This is a genomic window from Aeromonas molluscorum, assembly GCF_051376105.1.
Classification (GTDB): Bacteria; Pseudomonadota; Gammaproteobacteria; order Enterobacterales; family Aeromonadaceae; genus Aeromonas; species Aeromonas molluscorum.
Genome location: NZ_JBPQCY010000001.1, coordinates 629703 through 647009 on the forward strand (window position 1 = coordinate 629703; position 17307 = coordinate 647009).

A 17307-nucleotide genomic window follows, 5' to 3' on the forward strand; every position below is an offset into this window, starting at 1 on the left:
TCCCATGAGCTTGCACTCAAAGCGCGCCTTGGCGCGGATCGCCGCAGTGCAGCGTCCTGGGCGACCATTTGGATGAGTCAAGGATCATCTCGCCATCCAGGCCCCATCCGGCATAGGATGGGATGGGTCCCCATGACCACAGGTCATCGGATGAAGCTGGTGTGGGCTCTGACCGCCCGCTTGATGAGTATCTGGAGGTTGAATTGAGAAAAACGGTGCTGATGCTGAGCGCTCTGCTGCTAGCTGGTTGCCTGGGTATGCCGGAGACTGTCACTCCCGTTTCGGATTTCAAGCTCAACAACTACCTGGGCAAGTGGTATGAAATCGCCAGACTGGATCATTCATTTGAGCGTGGTTTGAGTCAGGTCAACGCCGAGTACAGCTTAAATGCTGATGGTGGAGTGTTGGTTATCAATCGAGGCTTTTCCGAGACGGACAACGAGTGGAAAGAGGCCAAAGGCAGGGCATATTTTGTGGGCGCTGACTCGGAAGGTTATCTCAAGGTCTCTTTCTTTGGGCCATTTTATGGCTCTTATGTGGTATTTGCACTGGAGCCACAAGAGGATGGCTATGCCTTTATCTCCGGGCCTAACACGGACTATTTATGGTTGCTTGCCAGAACGCCATCCGTTAAAGCGGATGTGATCAGCCGCTTTGTCGAGATGTCTGAGGCACGGGGTTTTGACACAAAAAATCTTGTCTACGTTCAGCAAAAATAGTGCCGGTATTGACAGAGAGCGAACGGGTCGGCATGGCGATGAGTACCGTCTTCACTATCAACCACCGTTATCCAGATAAAGAAACCCGTGTACCCCTCTCCTTTGCCACAAGCCTATTCATCATCTCCATCAATCAGGCTGAGCAGTGGTGGCGGCGCCTCATCTCCATCTTGCCAAGAGCAGATGATCTCGATGATAAACAGTGAGTTGTTTTATGAAAACCGGCTGATAGAAAGCCTCGGCATCAGTGACTGCCGAGGCGTTGGAATAGGGAATCAGGTTAACGCAACCGCCGCGGGATACTTGACCGCATTGCTGGCATTTTCCATCGCCCGCATCTTGGCGGCATTCATGATGGCCGATTGGCGGTTCTGCTCCGCGGTGTAGCAGGGATCCTTGCTGCCCCCTGCGCCTGGCCATCGGCCATGCGTGGCGTGGCACTGGCACCACCGGCCAACAGGCTGGCAAGGGACATACACAGGATGATGCTCTTCATGCACATAACCATCGTTGATGAAATCGTGGTTGACGGTGAAAAATCGATCGAGCTCTGTTGATACCGCTGATGGCAGGGGCCGGTGGAAAGGGTTGTGATCGCCGCTGGCAAATCTCAAGTTGCCGTGGCTCCTGGCGCCGCCCACCATGGGTGTCAGCACAGGCTGTTTCCATTTATGCAAGGCAAGGGGTTCCATGATGACATGGCTTCCCGTCCACACCTATCAAGGGGGCTGTATGCTGGATCGCAATCACACCGGTCTGTTGGTCGTCGACATTCAGGGCAAATTGGCACGGCTGGTCGAGGGAAGTACACCCTTGATCGCCAATGTATCCATCCTGATCAAGGGCATACAGGCACTGGGCTTGCCAGTGATCTGGCTGGAGCAAAACCCGGACAAGCTCGGGCCAACGGTACCTGAGTTGCAGTCACTGCAAGCCGGGGCGCCCGTATTGCCCAAATTCAGCTTTGGCGCCCTGGGCGAGCCGCAGGTGGCGGCAACCATCAACCAAAGCGGTGTGACGCATTGGCTGGTGTGCGGCATAGAGGCGCATATCTGTGTCTATCAGACGGTGTTGGGATTGCTCGAGGCCGGGCTGGCCGCCACGCTGGTGGTCGATGCGGTGTCAGCTCGCATCGCCGCCAACAAGGAGCTTGCCATCACCAAGCTGGCCGCACGGGGCGCCGAGCTGGGCTCGGTGGAGATGTGCCTCTATGAACTGCTCGGGGATTGCCGCGATCCGGCATTTCGCTCGATCCTCCCGCTAGTGAAATAGCGCTGCCGCCCGGCGGCGACGCTTTTTGGCTGGCCTGGGAGAAGCCGCGTTCGGCGCCCGGATGCCAGCGGTGCATCCCCAGATGAGGGCGAGCTGCCCCACCATAAAAACGGCGCCCAGAAGGCGCCGTTTTTATGTCATGAAACATCACTCGGGCAGACTTAATGTCCCTTGTGTTGTTCGGCCAGATAGAGCCAGGTATCGACGACGGTATCGGGGTTGAGCGACACCGAGTCGATGCCCTGCTCCACCAGCCAGGCGGCGAAGTCCGGGTGATCAGACGGGCCCTGACCGCAGATGCCGACATACTTGCCCGCCTTGCGAGCGGCCTGGATGGCCATGGCCAGCAGCGCCTTGACCGCATCATTACGCTCGTCGAACAGATGGGCGATGAGGCCGGAATCCCTGTCCAGCCCCAGGGTGAGCTGGGTCATGTCGTTGGAGCCGATGGAGAAGCCATCGAAGTGCTGCAAGAACTGATCTGCCAACAGGGCGTTGGAGGGCAGTTCGCACATCATGATGACTTTCAGACCCCGTTCACCGCGGCGCAAGCCGTTCTCGGCAAGGATCTCCACCACCTGCTCCGCCTCACTCACGGTGCGCACGAAGGGGATCATCACCTCGACGTTGGTCAGCCCCATCACATCGCGCACCCGCTTCATGGCTTCACACTCCAACGCAAAGCAAGGACGGAAGCTGTCGGCGATATAACGGGAGGCACCGCGGAAGCCTATCATGGGGTTCTCTTCATGGGGTTCGTAACCACGACCCCCCACCAGATTGGCGTACTCGTTGGACTTGAAGTCCGACATCCGCACTATCACCCGCTCCGGCCAGAAGGCGGCGGCCAGGGTGGCGATTCCTTCGGTCAGCTTGGCAATGTAGTACTCGCGGGGGCTCTCGTAGCCGGCGATCATCTTGGTGATGGTGGCCTTGAGCTCCGGGCTCTGCTTGTCAAATTCCAGCAGGGCCTTGGGGTGTACCCCTATCATGCGGTTGATGATGAACTCGAGTCGCGCCAGACCCACACCGGCGTTGGGCAGCTGGGCAAAGTCGAAGGCCCGGTCCGGGTTGCCGACGTTCATCATTACCTTGATGGGCAGCCGTGGCATGTTGCCCACCTCGGTCACCGCCACCTCGAAGTCAAGCTGGCCATCATAGATGAAACCGGTATCCCCTTCCGCGCAGGAGACGGTAATGAGCTGGCCCGGCGCAATGTGATCCGTGGCATCGCCACAGCCGACCACGGCGGGAATGCCCAGCTCGCGGGCTATGATGGCGGCGTGGCAGGTGCGGCCACCGCGGTTGGTGACGATGGCCGAGGCCCGCTTCATGATGGGCTCCCAATCCGGATCCGTCATGTCGGTCACCAGTACATCGCCGGGTTGCACCTCGTCCATCTGGCTGATGGAGCTGATGACCCGGGCCGGACCCGCGCCTATCTTGTGACCGATTGCGCGCCCTTCTATCAACACCTTGCCCGCCTGTTTGAGTGCAAAACGTTCGAGGGTGTTGGCCTCCTGACGACTGCGCACCGTCTCGGGACGAGCTTGGACTATGTAGAGCTTGCCATCCTGACCATCCTTGGCCCATTCGATGTCCATGGGACGGCCATAGTGCTGCTCTATGATGAGCGCCTGCTTGGCCAGCTCCATCACTTCATCATTGTTGATACAGAACTGGTTGCGCTCTGTCTCCTGGGTATCTTCAATCTTGACCTGGCGGCCATGACCCGCATCGCTGGAGTAGGTCATCTTGAGCAGCTTGGAGCCCAACGTCTTGCGCACCACGGCAGGACGACCCGCTTTCAGGGTCGGCTTATGGACATAGAACTCGTCCGGATTGACTGCGCCCTGCACCACCATCTCCCCCAGCCCCTGGCTGCCGGTGATGAAGACCACGTCGTTGAAGCCAGATTCGGTATCCAGGGTGAACATGACACCGGAGGCTGCCAAGTCAGAACGCACCATGCGCTGGATGCCGGCAGAGAGTGCAACACCCTTGTGATCATACCCCTGATGCACCCGGTAGGAGATGGCGCGATCGTTGAACAGGGAGGCGAACACATGCTTGACTGCGGTCATGACGGCATCGATGCCGCGCACGTTGAGGAAGGTCTCCTGCTGACCTGCGAAGGAGGCATCGGGCATGTCTTCGGCGGTGGCGGAGGAGCGCACCGCAAAGGAGGCATCGAGGCCGGCGCTGAGCTTGTCATAGGCGCTGCGGATGGCCTCTTCCAGTTCCGGCTGGAAAGGAGCATCAATCACCCACTGGCGGATCTGGTTGCCGGCGGCGCCGAGGGCCGCGATGTCGTCCACATTCAGGCGGTCGAGCAGATCATGGATCTGATCATTGAGCCCGCTACGCTCCAGAAACTCATTAAAAGCAAACGCCGTGGTAGCAAACCCACCCGGCACGGACACACCGGCACCAGAAAGGTTACTGATCATCTCGCCAAGGGATGCATTCTTGCCGCCGACTCGTTCTACATCTTGCATTCCGAGTTGTTCGTACCAAAGTACGTACTGTTGCATTTGCATGTCTCCAGGTTGGTGGGGCCAGGGTGCAGGGGCACCGTCTGTGCCTTGTTGTGTGCTTTTTTTGTTAGTTTGTGCTGTCGCCGCCCGCCGAGAAAACGTTTTCTTCTCTCGGTTAAAAAAATCCCCACGCAAGATTTGGGGATAGGCCGAATGACACAGACATTCTACAATGCGAACACAAAAAGGTAACGATTCAGGTTTGCAACCGAGTTCACAACTTGGAAACGGCAGATCGGTTGACAATAGTCATTTGGTATCGAGAGATACTTTCTTCGCAGCAAGTAAAAAGGGAGAGGCCAGTGCACACCGTTTTTTATGTTTCAGATGGCACTGCCATTACCGCCGAAGTGTTTGGTCACGCGGTGCTCAGCCAATTTCCCATGATCTTCGAGCAGGTCACCATCCCCTTCGTGGAAACCCTGGAGAAGGCACGTCTGGTCCGCATGCGCATCGACGAGCAGTTCCGCCAAACCGGGGTGCGTCCCATACTGTTCCACACCATCGTCGACCCGCAGGTACGTAAAGAGGTGCTCAAAGCCCACGCCAGCAGCCATGATTTTCTCAACACCTTCGTCAGCCCTCTGGAGCAAGAGCTTGGTATCAAGGCCACCCCGCGCCTGCATCGCACCCACGGCATGGAGAATCGCAAGCTCTATGACGATCGCATCGAGGCGGTCAACTTCGCCCTGGCCAATGATGATGGCATCACCACCAAGGAGTACGACGAGGCGGACATCATCCTCATCGGCGTCTCCCGTTGTGGCAAGACGCCGACCAGCCTCTATCTGGCGCTGCAATTTGGCGTGCGTGCCGCCAACTATCCCTTCATCGAGCAGGACATGCAGACCCTCGAGCTGCCCACTGCCCTCAAAGCCAATCGCCACAAGCTGTTCGGGCTGACCATCACCCCGGACAGGCTGCACGAGATCCGCAATCAGCGCCGAGCCAACAGTCGCTACTCCTCATTGGAACAGTGTCAACAGGAGTTGGCGAGCGTGGAGCGCCTCTATCGCCAGGAGGCCATCCGCTTCCTCGATACCAGCGCGCACTCGGTGGAAGAGATCAGTGCCAAGATCCTGGAAGGCACCGGCATGCGCCGCCAGCTCTACTGACAACGACCCTGAACCACACCAAAACCCAGGTGCAACTTGCCATGCAAAGAGCCCTGATCACGCCAATGCGGGATCAGGGCTCTTTGTTCCTTGCGGGTTGCGGGCCACTGGCACCTACTTACCCGTGGTCAGTTCTTTGGGTCGTTCAGCTCGCGGTTATTCATCAACTTGCCGTAGAAGGAGACCAACCCATTACCATGGCGCACCCGCTCCGCCAGCCAGATCCCGAGTCCAAGGCCGAGCAGGCCAGCCCCTGCCATGACCCAAGGCCAGCTAGCCTGAGCCAGAAGGCCAAGACACAACAGAGCCCCCAGAGCCAACAACAGCAGCAGCGGTGCCAGGCACAGCGCACCCCACAACAGGGCCACCATGACCCATTCCACTATCTTCATCATGCCAGACTCCGCCTCCCTTAGTTCTTCATACGGATTTTGTCACTGACTGCCTCGCCCCACCTGTTACGAACAAAGATAAACAAGAGAATCCCACGGAAGAGTGAACAAAAGAAAGCCAAATGAGCCCCACCATCATTAACCATGAATGACAACCAAGGTCAATACCGGGAAAACCAGGTGCCTGGATATTGAGCAACAACCAGAGAAAGTGAGAACAACCTCAATAAAAGACTAACTAGAGACGAAAAAACCAGCGAATGATAGCAAAAACAGGTGCAACAAGAGGCGTTTATCACTATTCTGCTGCGGTTGGTAGCCAACATGAAAAACAGGTAATGGCACCATGTAACGAAATAAGTACAGATTTCGTCAGCTTTTGGCAACGAAGTGACAAAGGTGACGGAAAGACGCATCAAAAGGACTCAGTATGGATCTTCAACCACAAGGAGATGAGCTCAAGCGCGGCCTCAAGAACCGCCACATTCAGCTCATCGCTCTGGGCGGCGCCATTGGCACCGGCCTGTTTCTCGGGATAGCCCAGACCATCAAGATGGCGGGCCCCTCTGTGCTGCTCGGCTACGCCATCGGCGGCTTCATCGCCTTCCTCATCATGCGCCAGCTCGGTGAGATGGTGGTGGAAGAGCCGGTGGCTGGCTCATTCAGTCACTTCGCCTACAAATACTGGGGTGACTTTGCCGGTTTCGCCTCCGGCTGGAACTACTGGGTACTGTACGTGCTGGTCAGCATGGCCGAGCTCACAGCGGTAGGCATCTATGTCCAGTACTGGTGGCCCGAGATCCCGACCTGGATGTCGGCAGCCCTCTTCTTCGTGCTGATCAATGCCATCAACCTCACCAACGTCAAAGCCTTTGGCGAGATGGAGTTCTGGTTCGCCATCATCAAGGTGGTCGCCATCGTCGGCATGATCGGTTTTGGCGGCTACCTGCTGGCCAGTGGCAGTGGCGGTCCGGATGCCAGCATCAGCAACCTCTGGGATCAGGGTGGCTTCTTCCCCAACGGCATCAGCGGTCTGGTGATGGCCATGGCGGTGATCATGTTCTCGTTCGGCGGTCTGGAGCTGGTCGGGATCACGGCAGCAGAAGCGGACGACCCCGAAAAGAGCATTCCCAAGGCCACCAATCAGGTGATCTATCGCATCCTGATCTTCTATATCGGCGCCCTGGCCGTGCTGATGTCCCTCTATCCCTGGGGCAAGGTCGTGGAAGGTGGCAGTCCCTTCGTGATGATCTTCCATGCCCTGGACAGCAACCTGGTGGCAACCGTGCTCAACATGGTGGTGCTGACCGCCGCATTGTCGGTCTACAACAGCTGCGTCTACTGCAACAGCCGCATGCTGTTTGGCCTGGCCAAGCAGGGTAATGGTCCCAAGGCGCTGCTCAAAACCAGCAAAAGCGGCGTGCCCGTGGCGGCTATCTCCATCTCGGCTGGCGCCACCTTGCTGTGCGTGCTGATCAACTACCTTATCCCGGGCAAGGCATTCGAGCTGCTGATGGCGCTGGTGGTGTCGGCCCTGGTCATCAACTGGGCCATGATAAGCCTGGCGCATCTGAAGTTTCGCAAGGCCAAGCAGGCCCAAGGGGTCGAGCCCAAGTTCAAGGCATTCTGGCACCCCTTTGGTAACTACCTCTGCCTCGCCTTCATGGCTGGCATCCTGATCATCATGTACCTGACCCCGGGGATCCAGATCTCAGTGCTGCTCATCCCGGTCTGGATACTGGTGCTTGCCATCGGTTACCAGTTCAAACGCAAACGCCTGGCCGCCGCCGTCAACCCGGCCTGACGCCAACACCGCAGAGGCCCAACAAGAGGCCGAGTCAAACCCAATAAAAGAGGCGCCCCCTGGGCGCCTCTTTCTTATGACACATCACCTGTCGGCTATCTCCTTGAAGAGTTTGACCTCTGGCGGCGACATGACCTTCGCTCTACTCGCCGTCCCCGCCCTGCCGGATAGCAAATACGATCCGGTGTTTGGAGATGAGGCTGCTGCAATCCTGGCAGAAATAGTTGACCGCACCGCACCCCTGCAACTGCTCGAGGGGCGCGCCGCAATCGGGGCAGCTGGCCTCAAACCGAAGCACAGCCTGGCAACCGGGGCATTGCTGTTCGTCATGGCGCGGATCGAGCTCGGCCGCACAGACCGGGCAACAGGGGGTGTATTCATTCATGATGATGGTCCTCATAAGATGAGGTCTGGCTTGAGCCAGCCTCAGGCCAGATCCTTATCTTGTCAGCATGGCTGCTGCCGGTTGTCAGGGTCAAGATAGCATGGGGAGCAACCTCGGGAATTGCACTACATCAAAGTAAAACGGCTGCCCTGAGGCAGCCGTTTGGTCTTACTTCTTCATCTTGAGCAGGCGTTTGCGCTGACGCTCCTGACTCAGGGTCATGGTGTTCTTCCGACCCTCGAACGGGTTGACCGACTCCTGGAATTCGACCCGGATCGGGGTGCCCATGATCTTGAGAGACTTGCGGAAATAGTTGATCAGATAGCGCTTGTACGAATCGGGCAGATCGTTGAGCTGGTTGCCATGGATCACGATACGGGGCGGGTTGTAACCACCGGCGTGGGCATACTTCAGCTTGACCCGGCGACCGTTCACCATGGGCGGCTGGTGATCTTCCTGGGCCATCTGCATGATGCGGGTCAGCATGGCGGTGCTGGTACGGCGCGTGGCGGACTGGTACGCCTCCTGGATGGATTCAAACAAGTGGCCGACACCGCTGCCGTGCAGGGCAGAGATGAAGTGCACGCGAGCGAAATCGATGAAGCCCAGACGACGGTCCAACTCATTCTTGACAGTAGTCTTGACCTCGGTGTCCAGACCATCCCACTTGTTCACTACCAGTACCACTGAGCGACCGGTGTTGAGCACGAAGCCCAGGATGCTGAGATCCTGATCGGTGATGGTTTCGCGGGCATCGATCACCAGCAGACAGACGTTGGCATCTTCGATGGCCTTGAGGGTCTTGATGACAGAGAACTTTTCCACCGTCTCGTGCACCTTGCCACGACGACGCACACCGGCGGTGTCGATAATGACGTACTTCTGCTCGTCACGCTCCATGGGGATATAGATGGAGTCGCGGGTGGTGCCCGGCATGTCATAGACGATGACCCTGTCTTCACCCAGCATGCGGTTGGTCAGGGTGGATTTACCGACGTTGGGGCGACCGACGATGGCGAACTTGATGGGCAAGTCGGCAAAGGGGGTCTCCTTGGTGTCTTCCTTGGTGTCCAGATCACCGGCGGCTACCATGCGCAGCAGGGCTTCTTCATCGAAGTCCTCTTCTTCCTCTTCTTGCGCATCGTCCTCATCGACCAAGGTTTCCAGGTGCGGGGCCAAAGAGAGCTCCAGCAAGCTCAGCACACCGCGACCATGGGCGGCGGCTATCTGATAGACCTCGCCCAGGGCCAGGGAATAGAACTCGGACACGGCGGAATCGCCATCGATGCCGTCGGTCTTGTTGGCGACCAGGAACACCTTCTTCTGGGCCTTGCGCAGGTGCTCGGCGATGGCCTGATCCGCGGCGGTCAGACCGGCACGGGCATCGACCATGAAGAGCACCACATCGGCTTCTTCGATGGCCTGCAAGGATTGCTCGGCCATCTTCAGCTCGATCCCCTCTTCGGTGCCATCGATACCACCGGTATCGACCACGATAAATTCCAGCTCGCCCAGCTTCGCCTGGCCGTATTTACGATCCCGGGTCAGGCCGGGGAAATCTGCCACCAGGGCATCCCGGGTACGGGTCAGGCGGTTGAACAGGGTGGATTTCCCCACGTTGGGGCGGCCCACCAGGGCTACTACAGGAGTCATAAAAGCCTCATTCTCAAGACGACAAAGGCTCCGGGTCCGAAGACCAGGAGCCGGATAATCATATTATCGGACGATCAGGGACGCTTAAGAGCGTACAACTTGCCGTCACGGCTCTGTACATACAGTACATCTTCATCCACCAGAGGGGCGGCATAGAGACCACTGCTATCGAGCTGCTGCATCGCCTTGATGGTACCGTCGGTACGATCCAGCCAATACAGGTAACCTTCCACATCGCCCACCACCACGTAGTCACCAAAGACGACGGGAGCTGTGACGCTGCGATTTTCCAGCTGGGTGTTGGACCACAGCTCCAGACCGTTGCGACGGTCAATGGCAAACAGGTGGCTGCGGCTGTCGGTCAGCACGATGGCATCACCGCTCACCGCCATGTCGCGATAGCCGGAATATTTGCGCTTCCACACCTCGTCGCCAGTCATCAGCTTGCGGGCCATCAACTGACCATTGTAAGCGATGGCATAGAGTTCATCACCGGCAATCAGCGGTGCGGCATCCACATCTACCATGCGATCCAGTTCGGTGGCGCCGCGCGGATCGGCAACCTTGGACTGGCGCACCGGTTGACCGTTGCTGAGCAGGGCTATGCCCACCTTGCCATCGGCGCGTCCGTACAAGACGGCACCATTGGTAATGACAGGGGAACCTGTGCTGCGAAGGGTCAACGGCGGCTGCTCTTCGGACAGGGTCCATTGCAGCTTGCCTTCATCGGTATCCAGAGCGACCAGACGCCCCGAGGTAGTCAGTACCACGACCCGGCCATCCTCGACCGCTGGGCTGGCAACCACTTCGCCCGGCACATTGGTCTGCCAGAGCACGGCGCCGTCTTTTTCGTCCAGGGCATAGACCTGGCCGTTTTCGGAGCCAAGGAATAGCTTGCCATAACGAGACACCAGACCGCCGGAGAGACGGGCGCTGCGCTTGTCTTCGTTGACCGGCAGGTCCGCCAGATCCACGCTCCACAGCTCCTTGCCGCTCGCACGGTCGAAGGCGGTCACGTCACCGCCACGGGCGGCGGCATAGATCACATCATCCTCGACCGCGGGGCGCAGCTGGGAGTAGAAGTTGCCTATGCCATCTCCCACAGAGCTGCTCCACAGGGTATCGGCCTGGAAGCTGGACTCAACCTGGGGCAATGCCGCCATGGGGTTGAGATCTTCATCCTTGCTGAACAGGGAGCAGCCTTGCAGCGCCACGGCGATGGCGGTGCCTAGCGCCACCCTTTTAAGGTCACGTTTCAGATCACGCATCCGGCGCTCCTGCATTGACGTTGGTCGGCAGAGCCAGGTCGTCCATCTTCAGCTTGAGCTCGGGGCTGGCTTGCAGGCCACCGGCATCGGCTGCGGCTTGATAGGCGTCACGGGCCTCTTCCGGCTTGCCCTGCTTGAGCAGCAGATCGCCACGCACTTCGGCAAGCTGGGCCTTGAAGGCCTCGCTCTTTATCTTGTCGAGCTGCGCCAGTGCATCGTCAAACTTACCTTGATCGCCAAGCACCCGGGCCAGACGCAGGCCAGCAATGGGTTGCACACTCTCGTCACCCTGTGCGACCACCTGGCCAAGCTGCTGCTCGGCCAGATCCAGCTTGCCGGCCTTGACGGCGGCGGCAGCCAGTTGCAGGGCCGCCAGCTCGCTGTAGGATTCACCCTTGTGCTCACCGATGAAGGTCTGCGCCTGGGCAAAGGCGGCATCGTCACCCTTGGCCAGGACCTGAATCAGCTGGTTGTAAGCCTGGGAAGCCGTTTCCTTGCTTGTCTGCTGATATTCGTTGTAATAGCGCCAGCCAAACAGGCCGACCAAGCCGATGACGGTCCCGGCAATCACCGAGGTTCCGTTCTCTTTCCACCAGCTCTTGATAACCTCAACCTGTTGATCTTCGGTGGTATACACTTCCACGGCTTACTCTCCTTTGACTGCCAGCAGGGCAATGACGGCGTCGACCTTCAGGGTCTGTTGTTCCCCCTGGCCACGCAGATATTTGATGGTCACTTCCCCGTTTTGTGCCTCGGACTCACCGAGGATCAGGGCAATGGATGCGCCGCTCTTGTCGGCACGTTTAAGCTGCTTCTTGAAATTGCCGCCACCACAATGGCTCATCAGACGAAGATCGGGCAACGCATCGCGCAGCCGCTCGGCCAACTGGAAACCAGCGGCCTCTATCCCCTCACCGACCATCGCCAGGTAGACATCGACCGCAGGGCGAATGTCAGCATTGAGCTCGAGGGTCTCGAGCATCAGCACCAGCCGCTCTATGCCCATGGCAAAGCCGACCGCTGGGGTGGCTTGACCACCGAGCTGCTCGACCAGACCATCGTAACGGCCACCGGCCAGGACTGTGCCCTGGGCGCCCAGGCTGCTCGTGACCCACTCAAATACGGTGAGGTTGTAGTAGTCCAGACCCCGTACCAGGCGCTCATTGACTTCATATTGAATGCCGGCGGTATCGAGTAGCTTCTTGAGCCCCTCGAAGTGGGCCAGGCTGGCCTCGCCCAGATGATCAAACAGACGCGGGGCACCGACCAGAATTTCCTGAACGCGCTCACTCTTGGAGTCGAGCACCCGCAGCGGGTTGCTGTACATGCGGCGCTGGCTGTCTTCGTCCAGCTCATCCTTGTACTGCTCCAGATAGGCGACCAGCGCGTCGCGATAGGCCGCGCGCTCCTCGCTCTGACCCAGGGTGTTGAGCTGCAGGCAGACATGATCCTGAATGCCAAACAGCCGCCACAAGCGGTGGGTCAGCATGATGAGTTCGGCATCGATGTCCGGGCCATTGACGCCAAACAGCTCGACACCGAATTGGTGGAACTGGCGATAGCGACCCTTCTGGGGACGCTCGTGGCGGAACATGGGGCCCATATACCACATGCGGCGTTCCTGGTTGTAGAGCAGGCCATGCTCGATACCTGCACGGACGCAGCTGGCGGTCCCTTCCGGGCGCAGGGTCAGGCTGTCACCGTTGCGATCCTCGAAGGTATACATCTCTTTTTCGACCACGTCGGTCACTTCACCGATGGCGCGCTTGAACAGATGAGTCTGCTCGACGATGGGCATGCGCACTTCGCTATAGCCATAGCTGGCGACGACCTGACGCAGGGTCTGTTCCACTTTCTGCCATACCGGGCTCTGCTCCGGCAGGCAGTCATTCATACCGCGAATCGCTTGAATCTGTTTTGCCACGTTGCTACTCGAAAAAAAGACGTGAAATGTGGCCGCATTATAGGGATTTTCAGCCCCGAGGTAAAATCGGGGCAGTTCCAGTGCGGCATGATGGCTCAACCGGCTCAGCAAGGACTCAGGCCTTGGCTGTCCGGCGCTGGCTGATAGGGATCAGCAGACTGTTTAAGCTTTGTCTATCCGGATTTGGTTGGCGGGATCCAGCATGGCGGCACGGGCACGGATGCGGCGCTCCAGCACGGGGATGAGATCCTTGTTGTCCAGACGGTCGACCCGCAGGCCTCCTTCATAGAAGGCACTCTTGTTGGCCGCACCCGCCAGACCGAGATCCGAGACCAGGGCTTCACCCGGGCCATTGACCACGCAGCCGATGATGGAGACATCCATGGGAGTAATGATGTCTTCGAGCCTCTCTTCCAGGGCATTGACTGTGCTTATCACATCGAACTCCTGACGGGAGCAGGAGGGACAGGCGATGAAGTTGATGCCACGAGAGCGAATGCGCAGGGATTTGAGGATATCGAAACCGACCTTGACCTCCTCCACCGGATCCGCCGCCAGGGAGATGCGCAAGGTGTCGCCGATACCATCGGCCAGCAACATGCCCAGGCCAATGGCGGACTTGACGGCACCGGCGCGAAAACCACCCGCCTCGGTAATGCCCAGATGCAGGGGCTGGTCGATCTGCTTGGCCAGCAGGCGATAGGCACCCACGGCGAGGAAGACATCGGATGCCTTGACGCTCACCTTGAAGTTATCGAAGTTGAGGCGGTCCAGGTAATCCACGTGGCGCATGGCAGACTCAAGCAGTGCCTCAGCCGTCGGCTCGCCATATTTTTCCTGGATATCCCGCTCCAAAGAACCACCGTTGACGCCGATACGGATCGGAATATTGAGATCCCGTGCACAGGCAACCACGGCACGTACCCGCTCTTCACTACCGATGTTGCCTGGATTGATGCGCAGGCAATCGGCGCCGTATTCGGCCACTTTCAGGGCGATACGGTAGTCAAAGTGGATGTCGGCAATGATGGGGATATTGGTCTGCTGCTTGATGAGCTTGAAGGCTTCAGCTGCCTCCATGGTCGGCACTGAGACCCGGACCAGGTCAGCACCTACTCGTTCGATGCGCCGGATCTGCTCGACGGTGGCGGCCACGTCCGTGGTCTTGGTGTTGGTCATGGTTTGGACCGTGATGGGGGCATCGCCCCCAACCGGTACATTACCCACCATGATCTGCTTGGATTTACGACGAATGATCGGGGATTGGTGAGCGGACATGGGTAGAGCTTACTCCTGCGGCAACGCGAACTTGGCGGTCCGGCCATTGTTGTAACGGCTCATGTCGATGGACTTGCCTTCAAATTCAATCTTGACGGCCATGGGCGCCCCTATGATGAACTTGAAGGGGGCTGTCCCGGCGAGGGTCAATTCATCATTGGCCTTCTTGAGGCCACTGAACAATGTCTTGCCCGTGCTGTCTTTCACATCGAGCCAGCAGTCGGCGGCAAAGTTCAATTTGAGTTGGGGAACGCTGGCCGCAGTATCCGTTGCGGAGTCAGGCACGGTGGCAACAGCATCACTGACCACAGCATCTTCAACCGGGGCTGTACTGACGGCCTCGCTCGCGGTGGTGCTCTGCTCAACGACAGGGGCTGATACACTCCCCTCGTCAACCGCACCGGCCTGTTCGACAGGCAGTTCACCCTGAGTCGCCTCATTGATCTCGGTCGATGCCTGTGGCTCAGCTGGTGTACTCATCTCGCTGGCAGCGAGTGCATCCTCCCCGGCTGAACGCTTGGCCGTACTCTGCCACCACCAGGCGACGGACAGACCGATCAGCGCCAGGATCACCAACCAGGTCACCAGTTTGAGGCGGCTGTCGTTGGCCTGCTGACGGGAGCGGCGCGAGAAGCTCTGCATATCAATGTTGTCCGGCGGCGTCAGTCCCAACTTGGTGTAGGCGGCCAGGACAGTCTCTTCCGGCACATTGACCAACTTGGCATAAGTACGCAAGTAGCCACGGATAAAGGTGTGAGCAGTATTTTTATCGTAAGTGTCTGATTCGATAGCCGCAATCAGGGTCAGACGAAGATGAAGGCGTGAGGCTACCTGCTCACGGGTCCAGCCAAGCTGTTCGCGAGCGGCGCGCAGCAGCTGGCCTGGGCCTGCTGCCTGAGATTCGTCTTGAGAGTCGTGTTGCTGTTCAATAGTCATTGGCTAAGTAACGCTTGGCTTGTGGCGAAGAGGGAAAGCGCTGTACCAGCTCAGTCCCGAATTGGTGAAGTAATGCCGGTTTGTCCATCGACTGGGCGAGACGCAGTCTCAACCAGAGACTCTCTTCGTTTTCATCGGCCACGGCCGCATAACGAACGAGATAATCCTGCACATCGGTCAGCTTGTCATCTTTCATGGAAAGCTCGGCCAAGTCCAGCAATAACCTTGGATCTCGGGGATTATACCCCAGGGCAAGATGATAGTACTCGCTCGCCTTCTTTTTTCGATTGTTTTGCAACGCGCAGATAGCCGCATTCTCATAGGTATTGGCGACCTTGACGTAGTCAGGTTGCGCGATGGCCTGGTTGAATGCCTTGTCGGCCTCGTCGAATCGGCCGCGATTACAGAGGAAGGCCCCATAGTTGTTCATCGCGTCAGCATTGGTCGGATCCATGGCCAAGGCTTTCCGATAACTCGCCTCTGCCGACTTGTAGTCCTGGACCTGCTGGAAGAAATAGGCAAAGCCGACCTGGATCTGGGCATTATCAGGATCGTACTGAAGAGCCTTGTCCAGATTGAACTTCGCCTGTTCGGCATTGCCCTGACGCAAATATTGGAGGCCCAAATCCAGTCTGGTCTGGGCTGCCGCTTTGAGATCGGGGCCGACTTCGCGTTGTGTCGAGTTCGGGCCAACGTAGCTAGTCTCGGTCACGCAGCCGGACAGCGCGTAAAGCGCCGCCACCAGTATCAATTTACGTGTATCCATTTCCCTGACTATACAATGGCTTAGCGGTTAGACCATTTTGACGGAAATCCCTTCCTGTTGCATCCGATTTTTCATGGTGCGTTTGGTGCGGTCGATCACCTCCCCCACCAGCTGGCCACAGGCCGCATCGATGTCTTCGCCCCGGGTCTTGCGGACGATGACGGTGAAGCCGTACTCCATCAGTACCTTGGAGAAACGGTCGATGCGACTGTTGCTCGGCTTGCCAAAGGGGTTACCCGGGAAAGGGTTGAACGGGATCAGGTTGATCTTGCAGGGAGTGTCTTTGAGCACCTTGGCCAACTCGTGGGCCTGCTGCATGTCGTCATTGATATGATCGAGCAGCACATATTCCACCGTGACCCGACCGCCGTTGGCATTGGACTTGGCCAGATAACGACGCACACCTGCGAGGAAGTCTTCGATGTTGTACTTGTCGTTGATCGGCATGATCTCGGAGCGCAACTTGTCGTTCGGCGCATGCAGCGAGATCGCCAGCGCCACATCAATCTGGTCACCCAGCATGTCCAGCGCGGGGACCACCCCCGAGGTAGAGAGGGTGACGCGACGCTTGGAGATGCTGAAACCAAAGTCATCCATCATCAGCTTCATGGCCGGCACCACGTTGGCCAGGTTGAGCAACGGCTCACCCATGCCCATCATCACCACGTTGGTGATGGGTCGTTTGCCCCCCACCACCTTGGCGGCGCGCCATACCTGGCCGATGATCTCGGAGACCTTGAGGTTACGGTTGAAGCCTTGCTGAGCGGTCGAGCAGAAGGTACAGGCCAGGGCACAACCGACCTGAGAGGAGACGCACAGGGTCGCCCTGTCCCCTTCCGGGATATAGACAGTCTCAACCTCTTGATCGCCGACCTGCAGTGCCCACTTGATAGTGCCATCAGCAGAACGTTGCTCGCGGCTGATCTCCGGGGCCCGGATCTCGGCGATGGTCTTGAGGCGTTCACGCAGCGCCTTGTTGACGTTGTTCATCTGATCGAAATCATCACAACCAAAGTGATAGATCCACTTCATTATCTGATCTGCCCGGAACGGCTTCTCGCCTAGCTCGACGAAGAAGGCACGCATGGCATCCCGATCGAGATCCAGCAGGTTGATTTTTGTTTCGCTCATCAAAGGCCTCAGTCCACAAACTACAAAATTATTGCTGACAGTCGTCAGGGGGCGGCATTGTACAAATAATGTGTCTGCCTTTCCACCCGCAGCATACGGGGTTATCGGGCTTTTCGCCAAAAAACGA

At 58.1% G+C, this 17307-nt stretch carries 17 protein-coding genes; 5 read left to right on the forward strand and 12 right to left on the reverse strand.

The window, feature by feature from the left end:
• Window positions 1-203 precede the first annotated feature (203 nt).
• Complete coding sequence (locus ACSMDR_RS03015) at window positions 204-719, forward strand: lipocalin family protein (protein ID WP_436468184.1); 516 nt, start codon at window positions 204-206, stop codon at window positions 717-719.
• Window positions 719-925, forward strand: coding sequence for a hypothetical protein (locus tag ACSMDR_RS03020; protein WP_436466981.1), 207 nt, complete (start codon window positions 719-721; stop codon window positions 923-925). The genes ACSMDR_RS03015 and ACSMDR_RS03020 overlap by 1 nt, the downstream gene beginning before the upstream one ends.
• Before the next feature lie 69 nt (window positions 926-994).
• Here ACSMDR_RS03020 and ACSMDR_RS03025 read toward each other — a convergent pair whose 3' ends face one another.
• The gene (locus ACSMDR_RS03025; RefSeq protein WP_436466982.1) at window positions 995-1411 is read right to left on the reverse strand and encodes a hypothetical protein; all 417 of its coding nucleotides are present in this window, start codon (window positions 1409-1411) and stop codon (window positions 995-997) included.
• Between the two features lie 40 nt (window positions 1412-1451).
• Between ACSMDR_RS03025 and ACSMDR_RS03030 the strand changes: the two genes are divergently transcribed.
• On the forward strand, window positions 1452-1991 hold the full coding sequence (locus ACSMDR_RS03030) for an isochorismatase family protein (protein ID WP_436468185.1): 540 nt from the start codon (window positions 1452-1454) through the stop codon (window positions 1989-1991).
• Window positions 1992-2152: 161 nt separating this feature from the next.
• On the opposite strand, the gene ppsA is transcribed toward ACSMDR_RS03030, so the two are convergent.
• Entirely contained in the window at window positions 2153-4525 is a 2373-nt protein-coding gene (gene ppsA, locus ACSMDR_RS03035; RefSeq protein WP_436466983.1) for a phosphoenolpyruvate synthase, read from the reverse strand.
• Window positions 4526-4830: 305 nt separating this feature from the next.
• On the opposite strand from ppsA, the gene ppsR reads away from it, so the two are divergent.
• Window positions 4831-5643 (forward strand): posphoenolpyruvate synthetase regulatory kinase/phosphorylase PpsR, encoded by an 813-nt coding sequence (ppsR, locus tag ACSMDR_RS03040; RefSeq protein WP_436466984.1) that lies wholly within the window; start codon window positions 4831-4833, stop codon window positions 5641-5643.
• 128 nt (window positions 5644-5771) lie between these two features.
• Here the strand turns inward: ppsR and ACSMDR_RS03045 are convergent, their stop codons facing one another.
• Window positions 5772-6038, reverse strand: a complete 267-nt coding sequence (locus tag ACSMDR_RS03045) for a hypothetical protein (protein ID WP_436466985.1) — start codon at window positions 6036-6038, stop codon at window positions 5772-5774.
• Between the two features lie 427 nt (window positions 6039-6465).
• Here ACSMDR_RS03045 and ACSMDR_RS03050 point away from each other — a divergent pair, with 427 nt between their 5' ends.
• Window positions 6466-7839, forward strand: a complete 1374-nt coding sequence (locus tag ACSMDR_RS03050) for an amino acid permease (RefSeq protein WP_436466986.1) — start codon at window positions 6466-6468, stop codon at window positions 7837-7839.
• A 142-nt stretch (window positions 7840-7981) separates the two neighbouring features.
• On the opposite strand, the gene ACSMDR_RS03055 is transcribed toward ACSMDR_RS03050, so the two are convergent.
• The 9 genes from ACSMDR_RS03055 to rlmN form a co-directional block, all read right to left on the reverse strand.
• Window positions 7982-8224: a zinc ribbon domain-containing protein gene (locus tag ACSMDR_RS03055; protein WP_436466987.1), complete on the reverse strand. Its 243-nt coding sequence runs from the start codon at window positions 8222-8224 to the stop codon at window positions 7982-7984.
• A gap of 168 nt (window positions 8225-8392) precedes the next feature.
• Window positions 8393-9877 carry a ribosome biogenesis GTPase Der gene (der, locus tag ACSMDR_RS03060; RefSeq protein ID WP_436466988.1) on the reverse strand — a complete coding sequence of 495 codons (1485 nt, stop codon included), beginning with the start codon at window positions 9875-9877 and terminating at the stop codon, window positions 8393-8395.
• 74 nt (window positions 9878-9951) lie between these two features.
• Window positions 9952-11145 carry an outer membrane protein assembly factor BamB gene (bamB, locus tag ACSMDR_RS03065; RefSeq protein WP_436466989.1) on the reverse strand — a complete coding sequence of 398 codons (1194 nt, stop codon included), beginning with the start codon at window positions 11143-11145 and terminating at the stop codon, window positions 9952-9954.
• Window positions 11138-11788: a YfgM family protein gene (locus ACSMDR_RS03070; protein WP_436466990.1), complete on the reverse strand. Its 651-nt coding sequence runs from the start codon at window positions 11786-11788 to the stop codon at window positions 11138-11140. The genes bamB and ACSMDR_RS03070 overlap by 8 nt, the downstream gene beginning before the upstream one ends.
• 3 nt (window positions 11789-11791) lie before the next feature.
• Window positions 11792-13069, reverse strand: a complete 1278-nt coding sequence (gene hisS, locus ACSMDR_RS03075) for a histidine--tRNA ligase (RefSeq protein WP_005907847.1) — start codon at window positions 13067-13069, stop codon at window positions 11792-11794.
• A gap of 162 nt (window positions 13070-13231) precedes the next feature.
• A complete protein-coding gene (gene ispG, locus ACSMDR_RS03080) occupies window positions 13232-14347 on the reverse strand; it encodes a flavodoxin-dependent (E)-4-hydroxy-3-methylbut-2-enyl-diphosphate synthase (protein ID WP_005907848.1) in 1116 nt (371 codons plus the stop codon).
• Window positions 14348-14356: 9 nt separating this feature from the next.
• A complete protein-coding gene (locus tag ACSMDR_RS03085; RefSeq protein WP_005907849.1) occupies window positions 14357-15283 on the reverse strand; it encodes a RodZ domain-containing protein in 927 nt (308 codons plus the stop codon).
• The gene (pilW, locus tag ACSMDR_RS03090) at window positions 15273-16049 is read right to left on the reverse strand and encodes a type IV pilus biogenesis/stability protein PilW (protein ID WP_436466991.1); all 777 of its coding nucleotides are present in this window, start codon (window positions 16047-16049) and stop codon (window positions 15273-15275) included. Before pilW ends, ACSMDR_RS03085 begins: the two co-directional genes overlap by 11 nt.
• Window positions 16050-16076: 27 nt before the next feature.
• A complete protein-coding gene (gene rlmN, locus ACSMDR_RS03095; RefSeq protein WP_005907851.1) occupies window positions 16077-17180 on the reverse strand; it encodes a dual-specificity RNA methyltransferase RlmN in 1104 nt (367 codons plus the stop codon).
• Window positions 17181-17307 lie beyond the last annotated feature (127 nt).